General features: G+C 36.9%; 18 protein-coding genes. 4 read left to right on the plus strand and 14 right to left on the minus strand.

From position 1 onward, the window contains the following. Positions 1 to 14 precede the first annotated feature (14 nt). From B0I22_RS05755 to B0I22_RS05775, 5 genes are all read right to left on the minus strand, one after another. Positions 15 to 2,927 carry a M16 family metallopeptidase gene (locus B0I22_RS05755; RefSeq protein ID WP_133943687.1) on the minus strand — a complete coding sequence of 971 codons (2,913 nt, stop codon included), beginning with the start codon at positions 2,925 to 2,927 and terminating at the stop codon, positions 15 to 17. Between the two features lie 144 nt (positions 2,928 to 3,071). Then, positions 3,072 to 3,749, minus strand: coding sequence for a type 1 glutamine amidotransferase domain-containing protein (locus tag B0I22_RS05760; protein ID WP_133943688.1), 678 nt, complete (start codon positions 3,747 to 3,749; stop codon positions 3,072 to 3,074). 92 nt (positions 3,750 to 3,841) lie between these two features. After that, positions 3,842 to 4,408 (minus strand): Crp/Fnr family transcriptional regulator, encoded by a 567-nt coding sequence (locus B0I22_RS05765; RefSeq protein WP_133943689.1) that lies wholly within the window; start codon positions 4,406 to 4,408, stop codon positions 3,842 to 3,844. 395 nt (positions 4,409 to 4,803) lie between these two features. Continuing rightward, positions 4,804 to 5,265: an IS200/IS605 family transposase gene (gene tnpA / locus B0I22_RS05770; RefSeq protein WP_133943690.1), complete on the minus strand. Its 462-nt coding sequence runs from the start codon at positions 5,263 to 5,265 to the stop codon at positions 4,804 to 4,806. Between the two features lie 452 nt (positions 5,266 to 5,717). Next, positions 5,718 to 6,212: a hypothetical protein gene (locus B0I22_RS05775; protein ID WP_133943691.1), complete on the minus strand. Its 495-nt coding sequence runs from the start codon at positions 6,210 to 6,212 to the stop codon at positions 5,718 to 5,720. A gap of 405 nt (positions 6,213 to 6,617) precedes the next feature. Here B0I22_RS05775 and B0I22_RS05780 point away from each other — a divergent pair, with 405 nt between their 5' ends. Beyond that, the gene (locus B0I22_RS05780; protein WP_133943692.1) at positions 6,618 to 7,961 is read left to right on the plus strand and encodes an alpha-amylase family glycosyl hydrolase; all 1,344 of its coding nucleotides are present in this window, start codon (positions 6,618 to 6,620) and stop codon (positions 7,959 to 7,961) included. 110 nt (positions 7,962 to 8,071) lie between these two features. On the opposite strand, the gene B0I22_RS05785 is transcribed toward B0I22_RS05780, so the two are convergent. The 6 genes from B0I22_RS05785 to B0I22_RS05805 all read right to left on the minus strand — a co-directional run bounded on the left by B0I22_RS05785 (position 8,072) and on the right by B0I22_RS05805 (position 12,722). Continuing rightward, positions 8,072 to 8,722 (minus strand): NAD(P)-dependent oxidoreductase, encoded by a 651-nt coding sequence (locus B0I22_RS05785; RefSeq protein WP_133943693.1) that lies wholly within the window; start codon positions 8,720 to 8,722, stop codon positions 8,072 to 8,074. 57 nt (positions 8,723 to 8,779) lie between these two features. Continuing rightward, complete coding sequence (locus B0I22_RS05790; RefSeq protein WP_133943694.1) at positions 8,780 to 9,190, minus strand: Rrf2 family transcriptional regulator; 411 nt, start codon at positions 9,188 to 9,190, stop codon at positions 8,780 to 8,782. Positions 9,191 to 9,272: 82 nt separating this feature from the next. Continuing rightward, complete coding sequence (locus B0I22_RS05795; RefSeq protein WP_246022149.1) at positions 9,273 to 10,283, minus strand: serine hydrolase domain-containing protein; 1,011 nt, start codon at positions 10,281 to 10,283, stop codon at positions 9,273 to 9,275. 24 nt (positions 10,284 to 10,307) lie between these two features. Beyond that, positions 10,308 to 10,739 carry a nuclear transport factor 2 family protein gene (locus B0I22_RS16330; RefSeq protein WP_246022150.1) on the minus strand — a complete coding sequence of 144 codons (432 nt, stop codon included), beginning with the start codon at positions 10,737 to 10,739 and terminating at the stop codon, positions 10,308 to 10,310. A gap of 87 nt (positions 10,740 to 10,826) precedes the next feature. After that, positions 10,827 to 11,432 (minus strand): helix-turn-helix domain-containing protein, encoded by a 606-nt coding sequence (locus B0I22_RS05800; protein ID WP_133943695.1) that lies wholly within the window; start codon positions 11,430 to 11,432, stop codon positions 10,827 to 10,829. 147 nt (positions 11,433 to 11,579) lie between these two features. Beyond that, positions 11,580 to 12,722, minus strand: a complete 1,143-nt coding sequence (locus B0I22_RS05805) for an acyl-CoA dehydrogenase family protein (protein ID WP_133943696.1) — start codon at positions 12,720 to 12,722, stop codon at positions 11,580 to 11,582. Positions 12,723 to 12,870: 148 nt separating this feature from the next. Between B0I22_RS05805 and B0I22_RS05810 the strand changes: the two genes are divergently transcribed. Then, complete coding sequence (locus tag B0I22_RS05810; protein ID WP_133943697.1) at positions 12,871 to 14,637, plus strand: AMP-dependent synthetase/ligase; 1,767 nt, start codon at positions 12,871 to 12,873, stop codon at positions 14,635 to 14,637. Between the two features lie 170 nt (positions 14,638 to 14,807). Then, entirely contained in the window at positions 14,808 to 15,239 is a 432-nt protein-coding gene (locus tag B0I22_RS05815) for an Rrf2 family transcriptional regulator (protein ID WP_133943698.1), read from the plus strand. Positions 15,240 to 15,270: 31 nt separating this feature from the next. On the opposite strand, the gene B0I22_RS05820 is transcribed toward B0I22_RS05815, so the two are convergent. Further along, positions 15,271 to 16,077, minus strand: a complete 807-nt coding sequence (locus B0I22_RS05820; RefSeq protein ID WP_133943699.1) for a DUF4249 domain-containing protein — start codon at positions 16,075 to 16,077, stop codon at positions 15,271 to 15,273. 3 nt (positions 16,078 to 16,080) lie between these two features. Then, entirely contained in the window at positions 16,081 to 18,417 is a 2,337-nt protein-coding gene (locus B0I22_RS05825; RefSeq protein WP_133943700.1) for a TonB-dependent receptor, read from the minus strand. Positions 18,418 to 18,628: 211 nt separating this feature from the next. On the opposite strand from B0I22_RS05825, the gene B0I22_RS05830 reads away from it, so the two are divergent. Further along, on the plus strand, positions 18,629 to 18,913 hold the full coding sequence (locus B0I22_RS05830) for a DUF3817 domain-containing protein (RefSeq protein ID WP_133943701.1): 285 nt from the start codon (positions 18,629 to 18,631) through the stop codon (positions 18,911 to 18,913). A gap of 59 nt (positions 18,914 to 18,972) precedes the next feature. Here the strand turns inward: B0I22_RS05830 and B0I22_RS05835 are convergent, their stop codons facing one another. Then, positions 18,973 to 20,070 (minus strand): slipin family protein, encoded by a 1,098-nt coding sequence (locus B0I22_RS05835; RefSeq protein WP_133943702.1) that lies wholly within the window; start codon positions 20,068 to 20,070, stop codon positions 18,973 to 18,975. Between the last annotated feature and the right edge of the window lie 360 nt (positions 20,071 to 20,430).

Consider the following 20,430-nt stretch of genomic DNA (forward strand, 5'->3'; position numbering starts at 1 on the left):
GAAATCAATTAAGATTAATATCCGAAAATCTCTTCCAGACTTACCTCTGTGAAAGTTCCCATTTTGTTGATGGATTCCATATTCAGGTTTTCTTTTTTCCCGATAATGGCTGTGTTGTAAGACAACGGCTTAATCTCGGTATTGTAGAAAGAAGTCAATTGTGGTAATGTCAGTTTTTCAATCTCAGCGTAAACGTCTTTTCTAATGTCATAATCTACACCCAATTTCTTAAGTGACAATTGATTATAGAAAATCGTAGTTCTGTTGATTCTGTTAGACGCAATTTGCTTAAGTGCAGATCCTTTTGCATTCTCGAACTGAGCCGGAATCTGTGGCAATTCTGCCATCAAATCTGTCATTGCAGATACAGCTGCAGGCAATTTGTTGGATTGTGTACCGATGTAATTGGTCACATAGTTCGGTTTGTTTTTCTCAGTTGCATTTGCATAAGAAACATAAGCTGAATAAGCCAAAGACTTGCTCTCACGGATTTCCTGGAACACGATAGAAGACAATCCACGTCCAAAATATTCATTGAAAACACTCGCTTTTCCGAAGTTAGAAAGGTTTACATTTCCAGCTTTTGCCACTTTGGACATTTCCATTTGCACCATATCATAGTTGGTAAAAAATACTTTGCCATTGGTTGCCAATTCTGGATAATCCTTAGCTTTTGCAGGCTGAAGTTTTGTGTTCACAACGTATGGTTTGATGGCTTTCTCAAGACCTTTTTGATCTACACCATACAAGAAAACTTCGTAAGGATACTCATTCAAAGTTTTGATTTTTGACATCAACTCATTTACATTGATGCTTTGCAAACGCTCTTTGGAAATCACATCCGTCATTCTGGATTCTTTCCCGTATTTAGCATAGTTTGCCAAAGCGGCCATAATTCTGTTTTTGTCTTTTTTCGCAACATCTCTGGATTCCAAAAGTGTTTTCACAGTTTGATCGTAGATGCCTTTGTCCGCTTTTACATTGTTGATCCAGTGGTTCATCAGCTCTACCCCTTTTTGCATATTGCTTTCCAAACCGCTAAGAGCGATGATCATTTGATCATTTGACGTACGGAAATTGTTGGTAATTCCTAATTTGTAGAATTCTTCCTTCAATTGCTCCGGCGTGTATTTGTCTGTTCCAAGATATTGAAGAACCGTTACACCAAGTGCCAATTCTTTGTCATTATCTGTCCCGAATGGGAAAACATAATTAACTTGAGCCACTTCATTGTATTTATTCTTGATGAAGCTTACTTTTTTGTCTTTGATTGTAGAAGTTGAAATAGCTTTTTTGAAATCAATAAATTCTGGCTTGATATCAGAAGATTTTGTATTGATGATTTCCTTTAAGAAAGGCGATTGTGCGTCTCTGTTCAGTTTGATTGGCGTAATTCCTGGATTTTCTACACGCACCAATTTGTCATTCACGCCTTTTTCTTTGTAAACAACCACGTAATTTTCTTTGAAAAACTCATTAGCAAATTTCACAACATCCGCTTTTGTAATGGCTTCGTATTGGTTTACCTCATCCAATTCTTGCTCCCAAGTTCTGTTTCCAATGTAAGTTGAATATAAAGTTGTCGCCAATCCGTCAGCAGTTTCCCAACGTTTCATTCTCTGAACTTTCAGGTCGTTCACGATAGCATTTAACATCCAATTTGGGAATTGTCCTTTTTTAACAAGGTCAATTTGATCTAATAATAACTTTTTAGCTTCATCAAAGCTTTGCCCCTCTTTTGGCACAACGCTTAAAACAAATGCACCATAAGTTTTGAAAGGCGATTCATAAGCACCAGCACCCAAGGTTTTTTGTTTTTGATTGATGTTAAGGTCTATCAAGCCTGCATCACCACTGTTGCTCAATATTTCAGCAACCACGTCTGCTAATCTTGCTTCCTGAGTTCCGTTGGAATCCGTTCTCCACGCCATTGTCATTCTTGGTGTAGATGGGCTTTTCACAGTTCTGGAAACCACTTTTGTCATTGGCTCTTCAGAAACCATTTTCTTCATCGGCAATTCTTTGTACTTGAACGTTCCGAAGTACTGATCTACCATTTTAATAGTCTTATCAAAATCCAAATCTCCAACCAAAACTACCGCCATATTATTAGGCACATAGTAAGTATCAAAATATTTGTGAATCGCTACCATAGATGGGCTTTTCAAATGCTCCGAAGTTCCGATCGTTGTCTGCTGACCGTTTGGATGTTTCGGGAAAAGTGCTTCCATCATTGCATAGTTTACCAATCTACCGTCGTTGTCCTGCGCACGGTTGAACTCTTCATAAACAGCCTCCAATTCTGTGTGGAACAATCTCAAAACCAATTCTGAGAAACGTTCTTTTTCAACCTTCAGCCATTTTTCCAACTCGTTGGATGGGATGTTGTTTTTGTAAACCGTCTCGTCCAACCAAGTGTGGGCGTTGGTTCCTGTGGCTCCAAGAGAAGAGATGGCTTTATCATACTCATTGGCGATTGTATATTTAGACGCTTCCAAAGACACCTCATCAATCTTTTTGTACAATGCTTTTTTCTTTTCAGGATCTTTCTCTGCTTTGTGTTGCTCATAAAGGTCAGAGATCTGCGTCAGGTAAGTTTTTTCCTTTGCCCAATCGCTGGTTCCCAATTTGGAAGTTCCTTTGAAAACCATATGCTCTAAGTAGTGCGCCAATCCTGTATTGTCGCTAGGATCGTTGTTGGATCCTGTTCTTACAGGGATGTAAGTCTGGATTCTGGGAGCGTCATCATTTTTGGCTAGATAGACTTTCAGTCCGTTTTTCAGGGTGTAGATTCTCACGCCCGATTTGTCATTTACTACCGTTTCGTAGCTGTAACCTTGACTATCAGTTTGATTTTTTGTTTCAAATTTCTGTGCCATTGCATTCATCATAAATAAAAGTGAAATTGAAATTAGAATTTTCTTCATATATATTTATTTTTTTATTTTTTCTGAGGCGTAATTTACGCAACATTTCATTAGTCACAAAGAAATGGGGTTTGTTACTTTGATATAAAAAAAAGAAAAGCACAGATTTTTGTCTGTGCTTTTTTATTCTTATGATCTGAAATCTTACAACATCTTCAACAACTCCTCCGCTACTTTTTCGGATGAAGCAGGGTTTTGTCCGGTAATCAGTTTGCCATCTACCACAGCGTATGGACTCCAGTCCTCTATTTTGCTGTAGTTGCCGCCATTCTCTTTCAGCATATCTTCTACAAGGAACGGAACAATGTCAGTCAATTGTACAGCATCCTCTTCGCTATTGGTAAAACCAGTTACGTTTTTGCCATTTACGAGATATTCTCCATCGATTTTCACGTGTCTCAAAACACCCGGCGCGTGGCATACAAATGCGACAGGTTTCTCAGCTTTGTAAAAATCTACGATCAATTGCTGAGAAATCGCATCTTCTGCCAAATCCCAAAGAGGTCCGTGACCGCCGGGATAGAAAACGGCATCATATTCTGCAGGGTTGACTTCCGATAGTTTTTTGGTATTGCTCAATTGCGCCAACAAATCTTTGTCCTCAGCCATTCTGCGTGTTGCATCGGTCTGTGCTGTTGGGTCTTCACTTTTTGGATCGATGGGTGGCTGTCCACCTTTTGGAGATGCCAATGTGATTTCTGCACCTTGGTCAACTAACGCATAATATGGCGCCGCCAATTCTTCTGTCCAAAACCCTGTTTTCTTACCTGTGTTTCCTAAATCTTCGTGGCTCGTAAGCACGATTAATATTTTTTTGTTCATATCAATGATTTTTTAATTTGATAAGACAAAATTGAACCAATCAACATCAAAAACACAGGACATAAGTCACAAAATTACAGTGACACAAATCACTATTTTCTTGTGATACGGCTCAAAGTCTCTCTGGAAACCCCGAGATAGGATGCGATGATGGTTTTAGGAACGCGCTGTGTAAGAGTTGGATATTGGATGGAGAATTGCTCAAACCGCTCTTTGGCATCGGTGGTAAGCAAAGACAGAATTCTTTTCTGCAAAGCCACATAACCCAAACTGTTTTTGATTCTGAAAAAATGTTCCACCTTGTGGTTCTCCAGACAGATCTTTTCCAAATCATCTTTTGAAAGGGTGTACAGCTCCACATCTTCCAGACAATGGATGCTTGTGACCGATGGAACGCCCGTATAAAATGCCTGAAAATCCGAAATCCACCAATTTTCCATCGCAAACTGAATAATGTGTTCTTTGCCGTGGGTATCTATGTAAGAGGCTTTCAGCAGGCCTTTGGTAACAAAGTAAATGTTAGTAATAGGTTCGTTCTCCTGAATCAGATATTGGTGTTTCTTCAGTTTTCTCAATTTAAAACAAGAAGCGATCGTTGCAAACTCATCGTCTGACAATGGTATTAATTCCTCAAAATGTTTCCTTAGTTCCGAACTCATTAGCATTGTTTTTTAGCCTGATAGCCAAAGATAAGGATTGTTTTGGGTTTGGTAAGAATTAATATATTTCATAGTTTAAATGAAATATGTTTATGGTGAGATTTTAACAGGTCGCTCCTACGGTGCACCGCTAGCGCGAGCTTCTAGCTCGTGTTTTATATTAATAGGCACGAGCTAGAAGCTCGCGCCAGCGAGGGATTTTAACAGGTCGCTCCTACGGAGCTTCGCTTATGTTCTTTATTTGGTTCTATTAACAGTATGCCTCTACGAGGCTGTGATTTGAAAATACCTCGTGGAGGTAATCTGTTAATAGAACCAGTATTAGTGTCAAACCTAGCTCCGTAAGAGCGACCTGTTAATCACATCCCTTTACAATTGTTTCTTACATACAAATCTTATTCAATCCATTCGAACACATATTTTTCATCATAATCGATTTCAAATTTATTCAGAAAATCTAAATATTCTTCTTTAAAGGTTTTCTTTTGATGATGCTCTTCTTGATTCAAAATATATTGCACAACGGAATTTATACTACTCTTGGAATAGGAAAATGCACCGTAACCTTCCTGCCAATTGAACTTACCCATTATCCAACTTTTATCATTAATAAACTTAGATGAGCCTGCTTTAATATCTCTAACCAAATCTGAAATCAAAACATTTGGACCAATGCTCACAAGCAGATGTACGTGGTCTGGCATTGCAAAAATGGCGAACAATTTCTGACCTCTGTTGGAAACAATTCCATTAATAAATTGATGCAATTCCTTGCGATGTTGTTTTGGAATAAGGTTTTGTCTTCCTTTAACTGCAAAAACGATTTGAATGTAAATTTGGGTGTAGGTGTTTGCCATTATTTTGTGATTTTAGGTCGCTCCTACGGAGCTATGATTGTGATTACAATAATTATTTCTATTAACAGATTGCCTCTAGGAGGCATTTTGGATTTTCTAATATTACACTACAGAGCTATGATTATGTTACAATAATTATTTCTATTAACAGATTGCCTCTAAGAGGCAATTATGATTTTCTAGATATGACAATTTAGCTATTTAAAAACCACCCTCACCCACTTCGGAAGTGGCTAAAGGTGGTTATCATAGTGTCCATCACAGGTTGGTCAAGTGCCAGCAGGTACTTGGCTAGGTGGTCGCAGGCAGTCATTAATAGCCTATTGGCACTTAGGTAAATGGGTATGGACACTTATGCAAGTGCCTGCGGATACTTGCACCACCTGTTGTCGACACTTCCCCAACCTGCTGTAGGCATTTCGGAAGGTGGGATACCCCCTCCCGAACCACCCCTATGAGGTTTTGTCAACGTCCGTATTGGGCGGACTGATGGGCGCTCCAGCAGTAAAGAACTGTTTCATATCTTCATAGACTACCGTAGTTCCAGGCATATTCTCTCCGGACAAAAATTTGATATTGCGGTAGAAGGTGATGGAGTTATGGTAATTGTCAAAATCCAGCAGAATCTTGGTGTCAGAGAATTGCTCGGTCAGCGAGTTCAGCCTTTGCATTCGGCTTTCCATCTGTTGTCTTGCATCATAATCTTTGTCATACTCTGCCTTGTCCAAGAACGGCGGAACATACTGCGTGTACTGCTCCATGTACCCTTTGGCTTTGTTGACAAAGAGTTTGTTTTGCTCGGCGATACTACCATATTGCTGTCTCTGTTCAGGCGTGAGGTTGATGGTTTTGCCTCTCAAAACATTTTCGATTGTGCTAAGGGCATCGTCTAGTTGTGTAAGTTCAGCTCTTGTAAACTCTACACTAATTAAATTTTCTAAAGCCATTTTGTTTTTGTTTTTTAAATTAATATTGAATTGTAAATTGACACACACCAAATAATATTCAATAATTACCCCGTCTAACTGGCGCTTCACATCATCCCCAGATTACATACAGACGGGATGACATTGGAGTCGGTTCAATTTAAAAAAGCGCAATTGCGGATGTGAAATGGCTACCAAAGAAAGGCAGAAAGGTGTTTGAGAAATCATCTTAATATCATTTGTGTGTAAAACAAATATATTTAAAATATCAATAGATCATCAACTTAACCTTAAAAATTTCAATTAGAACAGTAATGCTGTTTCTCACATTTACCAAACATTAACAAACTCCGATTTTCCCGCTTTTTTTATTTTTATTACATTTACAGAATAGACAATTCACAACCTTAAGAGAAATTTTTTATAATGAAAAAACTCATTCTTATCCCGGCAATCGCCGCTTTATTATTATCCTGCAAAACTCAGAATCAAACTATGGAAAACCCACAAGAATGGAAACGCACTACCAATATCTATGAAGTCAATGTAAGACAGTACACGCCCGAAGGCACGTTTAACGCTTTCGAAAAACACTTGCCAAGACTTAAGAAAATGGGTGTGAAGACATTGTGGTTTATGCCCATCACGCCTATTGCACAACTGAACAAAAAAGGAAGTATGGGAAGCCAATATGCGGCTTACGACTACACCTCTATCAATCCCGAGTTTGGAACTTTGGAAGATTTCAAACATCTGGTAGATGAGGCTCACAAAATGGGTTTCAATGTCATCATAGACTGGGTAGCCAATCACACAGGCTGGGATCACGTCTGGACCAAATCTCACCCAGAATATTATTTGAAAGATGCGGACGGAAGTTTCCACAAAGCCAGCGGAATGGATGACATTATCGAATTGGATTTTACCAACAAAGAAATGCGTCTGGAAATGATCGAAGCGATGAAATATTGGGTGAAAGAAACCAATATCGACGGTTTCCGTTGCGACTTGGCGAGCTGGGTAGAAGTCGATTTCTGGCAACAGGCAAGACCTGAGGTTGAAAAACTGAAACCGCTTTTCTTCATCGGTGAGTTTGACGAATTGGAAAACCCTGAATACGGGAAAGTTTTTGATGCGAGTTACAGCTGGAAATGGATGCACCTAAGCAAAGATTTCTATCAAAAACAATTGCCACTTTCTGACCTGAAAAATCTTTTGGAACAATATTCAAAAATTGGAGATAACTCAATGAGAGCTTGGTTTACGAGCAATCACGACGAAAACTCTTGGAACGGAACAGAATATGAAAAATATGGAGACTTCGCACCAGCTTTAGCCGTTTTCTCTGCGACTTGGAACGGTGTTCCTTTGCTTTACAATGGACAAGAATTACCAATGAAAACAAAACGTTTGGAGTTCTTCGAGAAAGATCCAATTCCTTGGAACGGGAAATTTGAGTTGGAAGATTTCTACAAAACGCTATTGACTCTGAAATCAGAAAACCCAGCTCTGAGAGGTGGAGATCCTGCGGTTACAACTTTTTGGATTAATACCACAGCAAACGATAAAGTTCTTGCTTATCTGAGAAAAAATGGAGACAAAGAGGTTTTGGTTTTGATTAATACAAGCAAAGATGCCATCAATTTCAAATTGGAAGATGACCATTCTGTCGGAAGTTATAAAAATGTTTTCTCCAAAGCTAAAGCAGAATTTGCAAAAGGTTCTGATGTAAAACTGGATGCTTACGGATACTTGGTTTTTGAGAAATAGTCTTTTTTAGACTTTTAGAAAATTGATAAAAGATAAAAGACTTTTGTCATCTTAATAGAAAACCCCTTCAGAGTTTTAAACTTTGAAGGGGTTTATTTTTGGTTTAATAATTAATAAGCGGCTGTAAAACGTTGTTTCACAAAATTGTTCTGCTCCAACTCATCAACCAAAGCGACCGCAACATCTTCTACAGAAAGGATGCTTCTTCCCTCTTCGTTGAAAACTGGATTTTCCAAAGCCGTTCTGTAAGTTCCAACTCTCACGCCAGCCGTTCCCGGATGCATCTCGATGGCTGGAGAAAAGAAAGTCCAATCCAAAGTTTCATTTTTCTTGATTTCGTTCAGATAATCTCTTGCGGCCGTTGCACCTGGTTTGATGTCTGCCGGAAAATCTGGCCCGTCAACCAACTGTTTTCCATCAATGAACAAACTTCCTGCGCCACCCACAGTGATAAATCTCTTAACGCCAGATTTTTCAACTGCTTTCTCGATGTTTCTAGAACCGTTCAAAAAGTCATCATAAAGATTCGGGTTTGTCCATCCTGGGTTGAAAGTGTTGATTACCGCATCATTTCCTTCAAGAACTTTTGCCAATTCTTCTACATTGTTCACGTCTGCGCTGATTGCGTTTACGTTATCCTTCACCTCCACTTTTGAACTGTCTCTTGCGATGGCATTTACTGCATAACCTCGGTTCACCAATTCGTTTACAACTTGTTTTCCTACGAAGCCTGTTGCTCCGATTACTGCTACTTTTTTCATTTTTTATTAATTAAAATTAATTGTAATACAATTTGTTACATTTTGAACTAAAATTTTTTAATCGAATTGATTGGTAAAATCTGACAATTTCTTATCCTTCAAAAATTGAAAAACCAAATCATCGGTTTCAGAAAATAATTGATTCAGATTTTCATTAATGTCCTTCCCGACACTGCAAAGTGGATTCGGATTTAGGTTTTTCTTACCAAGAACTTCTGAGTTTTTGATGGCTTCGTAGATTTCTGCCACATTGATATTCTCAGCATCTTTACCAATTCTCACGCCTCCATCTTTTCCCTGTCTGCTCTCTACCAGTCCGGATTTTTTCAGATTAATCAATTCTTTACGAACGATCACAGGATTCACATTGATGCTTCCAGCTAACCAATCAGACGTCAAAAATGCCTGCGGATTTTTCGCAAGTATTGTCATGATATGGATGGCTGTTGCAAATCTTGTGTTGCTCATAATGATGCAAATTTAAAACAATTTTCAAATGTAACAAAAATAATTACAGTTAAATTTTATTAACTGTAATTATCACCAAAATTTATTTCGTTTCAATTTCTACAATTCTCTTCCCTTTCTCCCCCAAATATTGATTCATAATCGATTCATAAATTTTATAACCGTCATCCACATTGGTGAAGATCACAAGACCTTGTTTTGTTTTCGGTAAAATGATTGCAAATGTATTAACGCCTTTGTCCGCACCGCCGTGTGATAAAGCGATTTCGTCATTTCCCAAATCATAGATTTCAAATCCGAGCCCAAAATACTTGTTCTCTTTGGATTTTACTTGTTTGGTTTTCATTGTTTCGAAAACATCTGGAGAAAGCAATTCGTTCTTCATTACGGCAATCAAAAATTGACTGTAATCTTCTACAGAAGTCATCAAATCATCAGCTGCACTTGCTGTTTTATTTTTGACAATATCATAAGGTTTCCCATTTTTATCATAGCCTATTACAATTCTGTCCGCTTGTTTTTTTGCATTCCAAATGTAACTTGTATCATTCATTCCCAACGGTTGAAAAACGTATTCTTTAGCCAATTCTTCTAAGGTTTTATTGAATTTTTTCTCAATTGCTTTCCTTAAATATTCAAAACCTTCGCCCGAATATTGGTACTTTGTTCCAGGCTCAAATTCGAAGTTCAATTTATTATCGTTATGCATCCATCGCCAATTTGGGAAGCCGGTTTGATGGCTTAAAATCATTCTTGTTGTCAGTTTTTTATGGCGAGAATCTTTGGCAATATCTGGGTCTGTGAAATATTTGTAAAGCGGTTCATCGAGATTCCATTTTCCGAGGCTTACCAAGCGTAGAACCGTCATTGCCGTTACAGGTTTTGTTAATGATGCGACATTGAAAAGCGAGTTGTAGGAAGCTGAAGTTTTATCATTCAATTTTCCATAAACTTTTATTTGTGTCAATTTCCCATCTTCGATGACGCCTAATCCCAAAGTCGGAATGTTGTTGTCTTTCAATAATTGTTCTAAATCATCTGTGATTTTTGTTTTATTTGGTTCACCGTGGTTGTAGCTCAGAACGTCGCTCATCATCCAATTTTCGTTCTTCTTTGTTCAAACCGAAGTGAATTTTGCTTGTCCACCCAAAGCGTCTTCTTTGCCTTTTTCTCGGATAAAAAATTGATGTTCCCCAGTTTGAATCGCGCCGTACAATTCGCCATTGTTGTATAGAGGAAAAACTTCCAGACTATTTTCGATCACTTTGCGAATTGGCTTTTGATTTGGGTTTCCGCAGATGTTTTGTTTGGTTCTTTCTAAGAATAATTTCTTGTCCTGAAAACCGCCATTGTCGTGATAAAATTTCAAATGATCATCCATCGTTTTTTCCAGATAAGCGATGTCGCAATTATTAAAACCACGTTCGAAAAACAGACTGTCTTGTTTTTTTAATTCTAAAAATAATGGTGAATTTTTATCGATTTGAGCCTTAAAGTTTCCAATAGAAAGAAAGAAAATCAAGAAGATGATTCCGAGCTGTTTTGTCATTGTTTTAATTTTTGACAAAGATTCAGAATTAATTGATTTCAATTCAAAAAAACAGCCCGACAAAAACCCGACAATCAACTGACAGATTTATATCATATTGAAATTCAGCTTGTAACGAAGCTCTTTGTTTTTATCAATTTCATAAGCATTTCTCAGAATAATAAAAATATTTAGTAGCGTTAGGCCAACTAAGGTTATCATTACCGACGCTGAACCGAGTTTAAAAAAAGCTACGATCAGAAAAATAATAGGAGAAATAATCGCTAAAAATATTTGGAGTGAAATGATTTGTTTGACGATTGGTGATTTATCTTTCGTGAAAATCATAATCAACAAAGGCGGTAAAAAATTCGCAATCGGAAACCACGCCAATGGAAGCGAAGAAAGGTTGATAATTTTGATTAAAGTAGAATTAAAAATTTCTTCATTTTCTATCGTTGAAATTGCTTGTTGAGTTTCAATTTCATCCATCAAAATTGGGGAATCAATTATTATTTCTTCAGTTGGAATATCTGTGATTAATAAATCTTTTTCAGAAACTTCAAGCGTTGAAGCCAAAGTTCTCAGCGTGTAACCTTTTGGTTCTGTTCCAGCTTCTATGCGTTGAATTGTTCTCACAGAAAGTCCTGATTTTTCAGCCAATTCTTCCTGAGTTAGATTTTGTTTTTCCCTGATTTTCTTTAATTCCGACATCTGATTATAAATGATGAGCGATAAATGATTATTGATTTTAAAAACAAATTTAGCAATTCGAAGAATGTTATAACAACTTTTATTTCAAATCAACAAAAAAGCCTTCCAAAAATGAAAGGCTAAATTTTATTTAATAAAAATAAACAATTATTTTTTTGAAATCGCTCTGGAAATCACAATCTTCTGAATCTCGGAAGTTCCTTCGTAGATTTGAGTAATCTTTGCATCACGCATCATTCTTTCCACGTGATATTCTTTCACATAACCATATCCGCCGTGAATTTGAACGGCTTCAATAGTTGTATCCATCGCCACTTGAGATGCATACAATTTTGCCATCGCTCCACTTTCTGAGATGTCTTTACCTTCATCTTTTTCAGCCGCCGCTTTATAAATTAGCATTCTCGCTGCCATAATGTTCACGTGCATATCTGCCAATTTGAAAGCAATTGCCTGATGATTGATGATTTCTGTTCCGAAAGATTTTCTTTCCTTCGCATATTTAAGTGACAATTCGTAAGCACCAGAAGCAATTCCCAAAGCCTGAGAAGCAATTCCGATTCTACCGCCATTCAAAACTGCCATCGCAAATGCAAAACCAAATCCGTCTTCTCCGATTCTGTTTTCCTTAGGCACTTTCACATCCGTAAACATCAGAGAATGCGTGTCACTTCCACGGATTCCTAATTTATCTTCTTTTTTACCTACAACAAATCCTTCCCACCCTTTTTCTACAATGAAAGCGTTGATTCCTTTGTGCTTTTTTTCCGGATCTGTCTGAGCAATTACAATGTAATAAGTCGCATTTCCACCGTTTGTAATCCAGTTTTTGGTTCCATTAAGCAAATAATAATCTCCTTTATCCTCCGCCGTTGTAGATTGCGAAGTTGCATCTGACCCAGCTTCCGGCTCGGACAAGGCAAAAGCTCCGATTACTTCTCCACTTGCAAGGGGTTTCAGATATTTCATTTTTTGCTCCTCATTACAGAATTTTTCTAAACCCGCACAAACCAAAGAGTTATTTACGGACATTACAACAGCTGCAGAAGCATCGATTTTCGCAATTTCTTCCATTGCCAAAACATAAGAAACACTATCCAATCCAGCGCCACCGTATTTCGGATCTACCATCATACCTAGAAATCCCATTTCGCCCATCTTTTTGACAGCATCGTAAGGAAATTTCTGTTCATTATCTCTTTCTATGACGCCTTCTAAAAGTTCTGCCTGCGCAAAATCTCTTGCAGCCTGCTGGATCATCTGTTGTTCTTCTGTTAAATTGAAATCCATATCTCTTTTTTATATTTTGTTCCTCCGTAAAAATACACTTTTTGAGAAATATTCAAAGTAATTTATAACATTTTGTCATTTGAGAAAAAAAAATTATATTTACGATAATGTAAACCTAAATTTAATAATATATTAATAAGCATATTATATGAATATTAAAAGAATATTTGATTTTTCTAAACTCGCTTTGGAAAAATTCCCTAACGAAGATTGTCTTGTTACCAAAAAAAATGGAACTTGGATCAAAACTTCTACAGCAGAATTCATCAACCAAGGTAACAAAATATCCCGCGGACTTTTGAAACTGGGCATCAAACCTGGCGACAAAATTGGACTCATCACTTCCAACAACAGAACAGAATGGGGAATTATGGATCTGGGAATTTCTCAAATTGGTGTGGTAACGGTTCCTGTTTATCCTACGATTTCTGAGGAAGATTACATTTACATTTTCAATAATTCTGAAATTAAATATTGTTTTGTTTCTGACGCAGATTTGTATAAAAAGCTGAAGAATGCAAAACCAAACATTCCTTCTCTTGTAGGTATTTTTACTTTTGATGAAATAGATGGTGCTCCCAACTGGAACGAAATCCTGGATCTCGGAGAAAACGAATCTACACAGAATGAGGTAGAGGATCTTGCAAAGGCGATCAATCCTGAAGATTTGGCAACCATCATCTACACTTCCGGAACCACAGGAAAACCAAAAGGCGTTCAATTGACGCATAGAAATCTTGTGGCAAACGTTACAGCCAGTAACCCAAGAGTTCCAAAAGATAAAAGCCTGGATTACAAAGAGTTAAAAGCACTTAGTTTCCTTCCAATCTGCCACGTTTTTGAAAGAATGCTTTTCTATCTTTATATGAGCAACGGAATTTCTATTTATTTTGCAGAAAGCATCGAAAAAATTGGGGAAAACGTGAAAGAAGTTCACCCACATTATATGACTGTGGTTCCAAGATTGGTAGAAAAAGTTTATGACTCTATCTACAACAAAGGTACTGCTGCAGGTGGATTGAAAGCTAAAATCTTCCTTTGGTCTATCGGAATTGCAGAGAAATACGAAATTGGACAACCAAAATCTTTCATGCACACCATTGTAGATAAAATCGTTTTCAAAAAATGGAGAGAAGGTTTGGGTGGAAATTTGATTACTTTGGTTTCAGGCTCTGCCGCTTTGTCTAAAAGATTGAACACGATGTTTCACGCCGCAGGAATTCCAATTTTGGAAGGTTATGGCTTGACGGAAACTTCGCCTGTAATTTCCGTCAACAGTTTTGGAAAAGTGAAGGCTGGATCTGTGGGAATTCCATTGGAAAATGTAACTGTAAGGATAGAATCTGATGGTGAAATCGTAGTAAAAGGACCTTCTGTTTTCGAAGCTTACTATAAAGATGAGGAAAAAACGAAGGAAGCCTTTACAGATGATGGCTATTTCCGAACCGGCGATATTGGGCATTTGGATGAGGATAATTTCCTTTTCATTACCGATAGAAAAAAAGAAATGTTCAAAACATCTGGCGGGAAATTTGTAGCGCCTCAGGTGATAGAAAACCTTGCAAAAGCATCCAAATTCATTGAGCAAATAATGGTTGTTGGTGATGGCGAAAAGATGCCTTGTGCAATTGTACAACCTGATTTTGCTTATGCGAAAAATTGGGCAGAATTACATAATGTAAAAATTTCTGATTCCCACAAAGAGATTGCAGCAAACCCAGCAGTCAAATCAAGAATTGAAAAAGAAATTGAGAAAATCAATCAACATCTCGGCAAATGGGAGCAAATCAAGAAAATTGAATTGACGCCGAAAGTCTGGACGATAGATGACGGACTTCTAACGCCAACCTTGAAACTGAAAAGAAAAGCTATCAAGGCAGAATTCCAAGATTTATACGATAATATGTACAAATAATAAAAAAGCTATCTCAAAAGGATAGCTTTTATTTTATCTATTAAAAAACGGTAAAACTTCGATAAGAAATTTCAAAGACTTAATTTTTAAATATGAGGTATGTTTGTAAGATTACTGAACTTCAGATTAATTAACAAAGTTGCTATCTTTGTCAACTATAAATTGCATAAATGCTCATATTTTCAAATACCTGTCAATACGCGATCAAAGCTTGCATTGTACTGGCAACGGAAAAAAGAAAGATTGGAATTATTGATATTTCAGAAATCATAGAAACGCCAACAGCCTTCACTTCCAAAATCCTACAACAGCTTACCAAAAAACAGTTGATCTCATCTGGAAAAGGAAAAGGTGGTGGATTCTATCTAAGCGATGAACAGTTTGAAAACCTAACCATCAAAGATATCTATGAAAACTTTGAAGGTGAGGAAGCTCTTACTTACTGCCTCTTGGGACTAAGACAATGCAATAGCGAGAATCCTTGCCCCATCCATCATCTGGCAGTTGCAGTAAGAGAAAAAGTGATGATCATGTTCCAACACAAAATCAAAGATTTGAAAGATCTCGGTACTGTGATGCAAATGATTAAGCAAGTCGATTAAATTATTTTCATTCACTATTGCAGATTGAAGTTTATTCAATAACTGCAGTTTTAAAACGTACTGTGTGCGCTGAAAAATAACCTAAAGCACCATTACTGATATTACTTGGCGGATTGGTCGGCGTAATTCCACCACCAGGTCCGCCACCGCCAGAAAGTTGCAACAAAGCCGAATAGAAGAGATAAACTTTCTCATCAATACATTGCATTTCTACATTGATGGTGTCCCCTACTTTCACCTTCACACTGCCATCTTCATCATCATTTGGAAGTATCAGAGGTCTTTGATTTGGCATTCCGTTATTAACATTGTCGGAGAATTCCTGGAAGTTTTTCTTCGTGCGATTGTTGACATTATAACTGAATAGATAACGATTTCCCAACGCCGACGGATCTGTAAAAACTGGTAAAAGTGTATAACTCGTTTCTCCTCCAACCATAAAAGAATCCTGCTCCAGGCCTTCAAATTCTACCGCTTCCGGCATTTTACTTTGCGCTAGATATTCTTTTCCTTCAGCTAAAACTTTTAAAGTGTAAGTTCTTCCAGATTGTCCCAAGAACGTTGAAGTTTGATAATTTCCATTTCCAATGTATTCTAGGATTTCTGTTTGTCCAAGATCGTCCGTCAATGTTACTGTTGCATTTTCGATCGCTGGATATTCATTGGCCTGAGTGAAAGCAACTGATTTGGTAATTTTCACGAAATACGGACCAGCCTGATCTGTTATGTTGGCTTCAATCACGATTTGTCCGCTTTTATCGTCCAGATTGAGATCAATTTCTTTCTCGCAGGATGTGATTATAAAAAGAGATAATATAATTAAAAATATGTTTTTCATAGATTAGAATTTGAAGTTATAAGTAATGTTTGGGACCCAACGGAACAATGAAGTTTGCATCGCTCTTGTCGTTCCCGGATTGTTTGGATTATCTTCAAAGGTAATCGTGTAGGCATTTTGTCTTCCATAAACATTGTAAATTCCGAATGACCAAGAACCTTTGAAACGTTTGTTGGAAACTGGTTCATAAGTTGCACTCAAATCCATTCTGTGGTAAGCCGGCATTCTGTCTGCGTTTCTGTTGCTATATTGGAAAACCGTTTGTCCGTTCAATTCATATTTTCCGGTTGGGAAAGTCACGGCATTTCCTGTGCTGTAGAGGAATAATCCTGAAAAAGACCATTTCGGATTCAGCTGATATGTTGCCACCACCGAGAGATCGTGGGTTTTGTCCTGTCTTGCGTCATACCATTCATTATCGTTGATGCCGTTGATTTGTCTTTCAGTTTTAGATAAAGTATAGGAAATCCATCCCGTCAGTTTTCCACTTTTCTTTTTGGCGATGAGTTCCAGTCCGTAAGCTCTTCCCTTTCCGAATAAAAGCTCGCTTTCTACGTCAGCCGCAGTATCAAAAGATATTTGTGCTCCGTTTTTATAATCAATCTGATTTTGCATCGATTTGTAATAAATCTCAGCATTCAATTCATAATTATTGTTGTTAAAGTTCCGGCTGTAACCTGCGCTGATCTGGTCGGCAATTTCAGGTTTTACGGTATAACTGCTTCCAATCCACTGGTCGGTGGGGTTTCCGCTTCCGCTGTTGCTCAGTAAATGTAAATTCTGAGTATTTCTGGAATAACCTCCTTTAATACTGCTAACTTCATTAATCCTGTAATTCGCTGTAATTCTTGGTTCAAGATTCACATAAGTTTTCCCGAATTTTCCTTTTTCAAGATATTCAGAATCGGTTAAAACTCCATTTTGGTAGGTATTGAAAGTGTCGCCTCCCAAAACCGAAAACATTGCCAGTCTAGCTCCGTAATTAATCGTCAGTTTTTCTGTTGCTTTAAAATCATCATTAATGTAAATCGTATTTTCCCAAGAATATCTTGGATTTCTCGGAAAACTACTTACGCTCGTTCCCGTTGCACTGCTTGGTGTAATTGTATGATAAATAGATTGCAAACCAAATTTAACCGAATGTTTATTTCCGGCAAACCAGGAGAAATCCTGTTTCAAATTCCAGTCTTCGATTTCAGAATCTAATCCGAAAGTATTGTTGTTGCTGCTTAATGCAACATTATAATTGTAATTGCTATAAATGAATGATGTGTTCGAGAATAATTTACTGCTGATAATGCTGTTCCAGCGCAAAGTTGCTGTGGCATTTCCCCAATCGGTAGAAAAAGTATCGCCCAGACCTAAAACATCTCTTCCGAAATATCCCGAAAGATAAAGACGGTTGTTGTCATTGATTTGATAATTGGCTTTTAAATTTAAATCATAAAAATACAATTTGCTGTCTTTGAAATCATCCGTAGCTTTCAAGAAAACATCCGCATAAGTTCTTCTTCCCGAAATAATAAATGAAGATTTCTCTTTCTGAATCGGACCTTCAACACTTAATCTGCTACTGATTAAACCAATTCCTCCGTTGACATTGTAATCTTTGTTATTACCGTCTTTCATTTTCACATCCAAAACGGAAGAAAGTCGACCTCCATATTGAGCGGGACTGTTTCCTTTGATAATACTCGCATCTTTCAAAGCATCGCTGTTAAAAGTGCTGAAAAATCCTAGTAAATGTGATGCGTTGTAAACTGGAGCTTCATCTAACAAAATCAAATTCTGGTCTGTAGCGCCACCTCTTACAGAAAAACCGCTGCTTCCTTCACCGTTGCTTTTTATCCCGGGCAAAAGCTGAATGGTTTTCATTACATCTTTTTCACCAAAAAGAACTGGAAGTTTATCGATTTGTTTGATGCTTAAAGTTTCCGTTCCCATTTGTGCGGTAGAAAGATTCTTGTCCTTTTTTACCGCAGAAATCACGACCTCTTCAATGTTGGAAGTCTTCTCTTCTTCTTCATCTTGTCTTAATGAAATATTGAGTTTAAGATTATCTTCAACAGTAATAATTTGCTGAAAATCTTTGAAACCAGGATTGGAAATCATCAATGTATATGAACCTTTCGGAAGCGAAACGGAGTAAAATCCATATTCATTTGCCAAAATTGAAATGGTAGGATCTTCTGCAATTTTCACCGCAACTCCTATGAGTAACTCACCATTTTTTTGGTCTTTGATGGTTCCGCTGACCGAAAAATTTTGTTGTGCAAAAACGACGGAACTAAAACAAATTGCTGCAATGGAAGTTGCAACTTTAAAGGTTGATATCTGCATCTAATAACATTGAGCAGTAAAGTTATTGATTTATAACTTAGAAACTAGGATTAACAAGGGGATTAAAGGAAAATTAATTTAATCACGTCCATATCTAATACAAAAAACTTAGGCAAAATCTCCCACTAAAAAAATGAGTTGTTGCTTTTTAATTTGAAATCGATTATTATTGTAGAGAATAAAAAAATGACATAAATCCTCAATAATAAAAATGATTAATTTATATAGAAAAACAGCAGTAGTAGAAGGTATTTCTTATCTCATTTTGCTTTTTGTTGCGATGCCTTTAAAATACTTTTTCAACATTCCGGAAGCTGTGAAATATTTTGGATGGATTCATGGTGTTTTGTTTTTGGTGTTCCTTGTATTCCTTGTGCTTGCAGCAGTGAAATACCGATGGAGCTTGATAAGAATTGGAATTTATCTCATCGCCTCCGTGCTTCCTATAGTTCCTTTTATTTTGGATAAAAAATTGGCAGAAGAATATCCCAACTAAAAATGTAAAAAGACCAACTCAATTACGAGTTGGTCTTTCTGTTAATAGATTTTTTAAAATTATCTCGCAAAAATCTCTTTTAACTGAGAAACGATATTGCTGTTTCCGGAAACTGTGATGTCACCGATTTTGTCGGCAATTTTTTCCATATATTCCATTTCTTTTAATTTCCACAACGTTTCGTTTTCTTCCATCAATTTTGCAGTGTTGAGCAAACTTCTTGTGGAAGCCGTTTCTTCACGACGCATAATGCTGTTGGCCTGCGCTTTTTTCTCGGCAATCAAGACTTGGTTCATAATTTCTTTCATTTCGCCAGTCAAAATTACATCCCGGATTCCCGCGTCAGAAGCTTTCAAACCTAAGTCATCGGCTTTTCCACCCAAATTTTCCAAGATTTCTTTGCCAACAGAATCTTTTTTAATTAATAATTCATCCAAAGTCAAGGCTCCAACGAATTCTCGCAATGCCAATTGCATCAAAATATACAATTGTTTATCGTATTCTTTGTTGTTCATCAAGGCCTTTACCACGTTTTCCACTTGGTAACGCACGTAAAAATTGATTCGCAACATCGCTTTATCTTTCGTCAACAATTCTTGTCCGGCGATTTCCATTTGTTGCATTCTCGTGTCGATGGCTTTCACTTCGATGGAAGTTTCGTTGTTCCAAAAGTAGAGCGTTCCGGATTCCAAAACTTGGGTCAATTTACCGTCAATCAACAACAAACCTTTGTATTGATTGGTAATCACAAACTTTCTGACGAAGGTTTTCAACTTCACATTTTCCAAAATTGTTTTAGAAATATTCTCTGTGATTTCAACTTTCGTTAAATCTACTTTTTGAAATTCTCTGTTCACAATTCCTTTCCAGAAAGCGTATTGACCGACATTTAAAACGTCTTTGAAAATTCCGTTTTCATGAACCAAAACAATTTCGCCATCTTTCACTTCAACAACTTCTATCATTGAAGCCAAGTTTTGATTTTTCAACAAAAGATTCAAATCTTCTCCTGTTTTGAACTGGGATTTCATTTCAAAAATTTCTACAGATTTGTTTCCGAAAAGCCAGTAATTACCTTCTTTCAAAATCTCAATCAAGTTTCCGTTTTTGAAAACCAAACCTACTTGATATGCTTTAATTTGTACATTTTTAATCATTCTATTTTATTTTTATGTTTTATTAAATATTATAAAAAAAGGAAATTCTGAAATTCTCTCATCCAAAAAATAGCGGAAGAAAAGCGGTTCAGAAAAAATCTGTTTATTTCAAAACTTGATATCAAATTTGATTTTTAACGCTTTGATTTTTAATGTTAACTTCATTGATGCAAAAGCAAAAAACAAGTTGTTCATTTTAAAATCTCCGTTTAAAAATATAGATTCAACGACCAATTGTTTATCAAACTAAACTTTATCTTTTCAAAATCATCTTTTCTTGCAAGCTTCTTCAAATTGTTGATTCAACAACCGAAAAAACCTCAGAATTTTCCTATTGGAAATGTTTTTATTAATGAGAAA

It is taken from the genome of Epilithonimonas xixisoli (assembly GCF_004365655.1).
GTDB classification, from domain to species: domain Bacteria; phylum Bacteroidota; class Bacteroidia; order Flavobacteriales; family Weeksellaceae; genus Epilithonimonas; species Epilithonimonas xixisoli.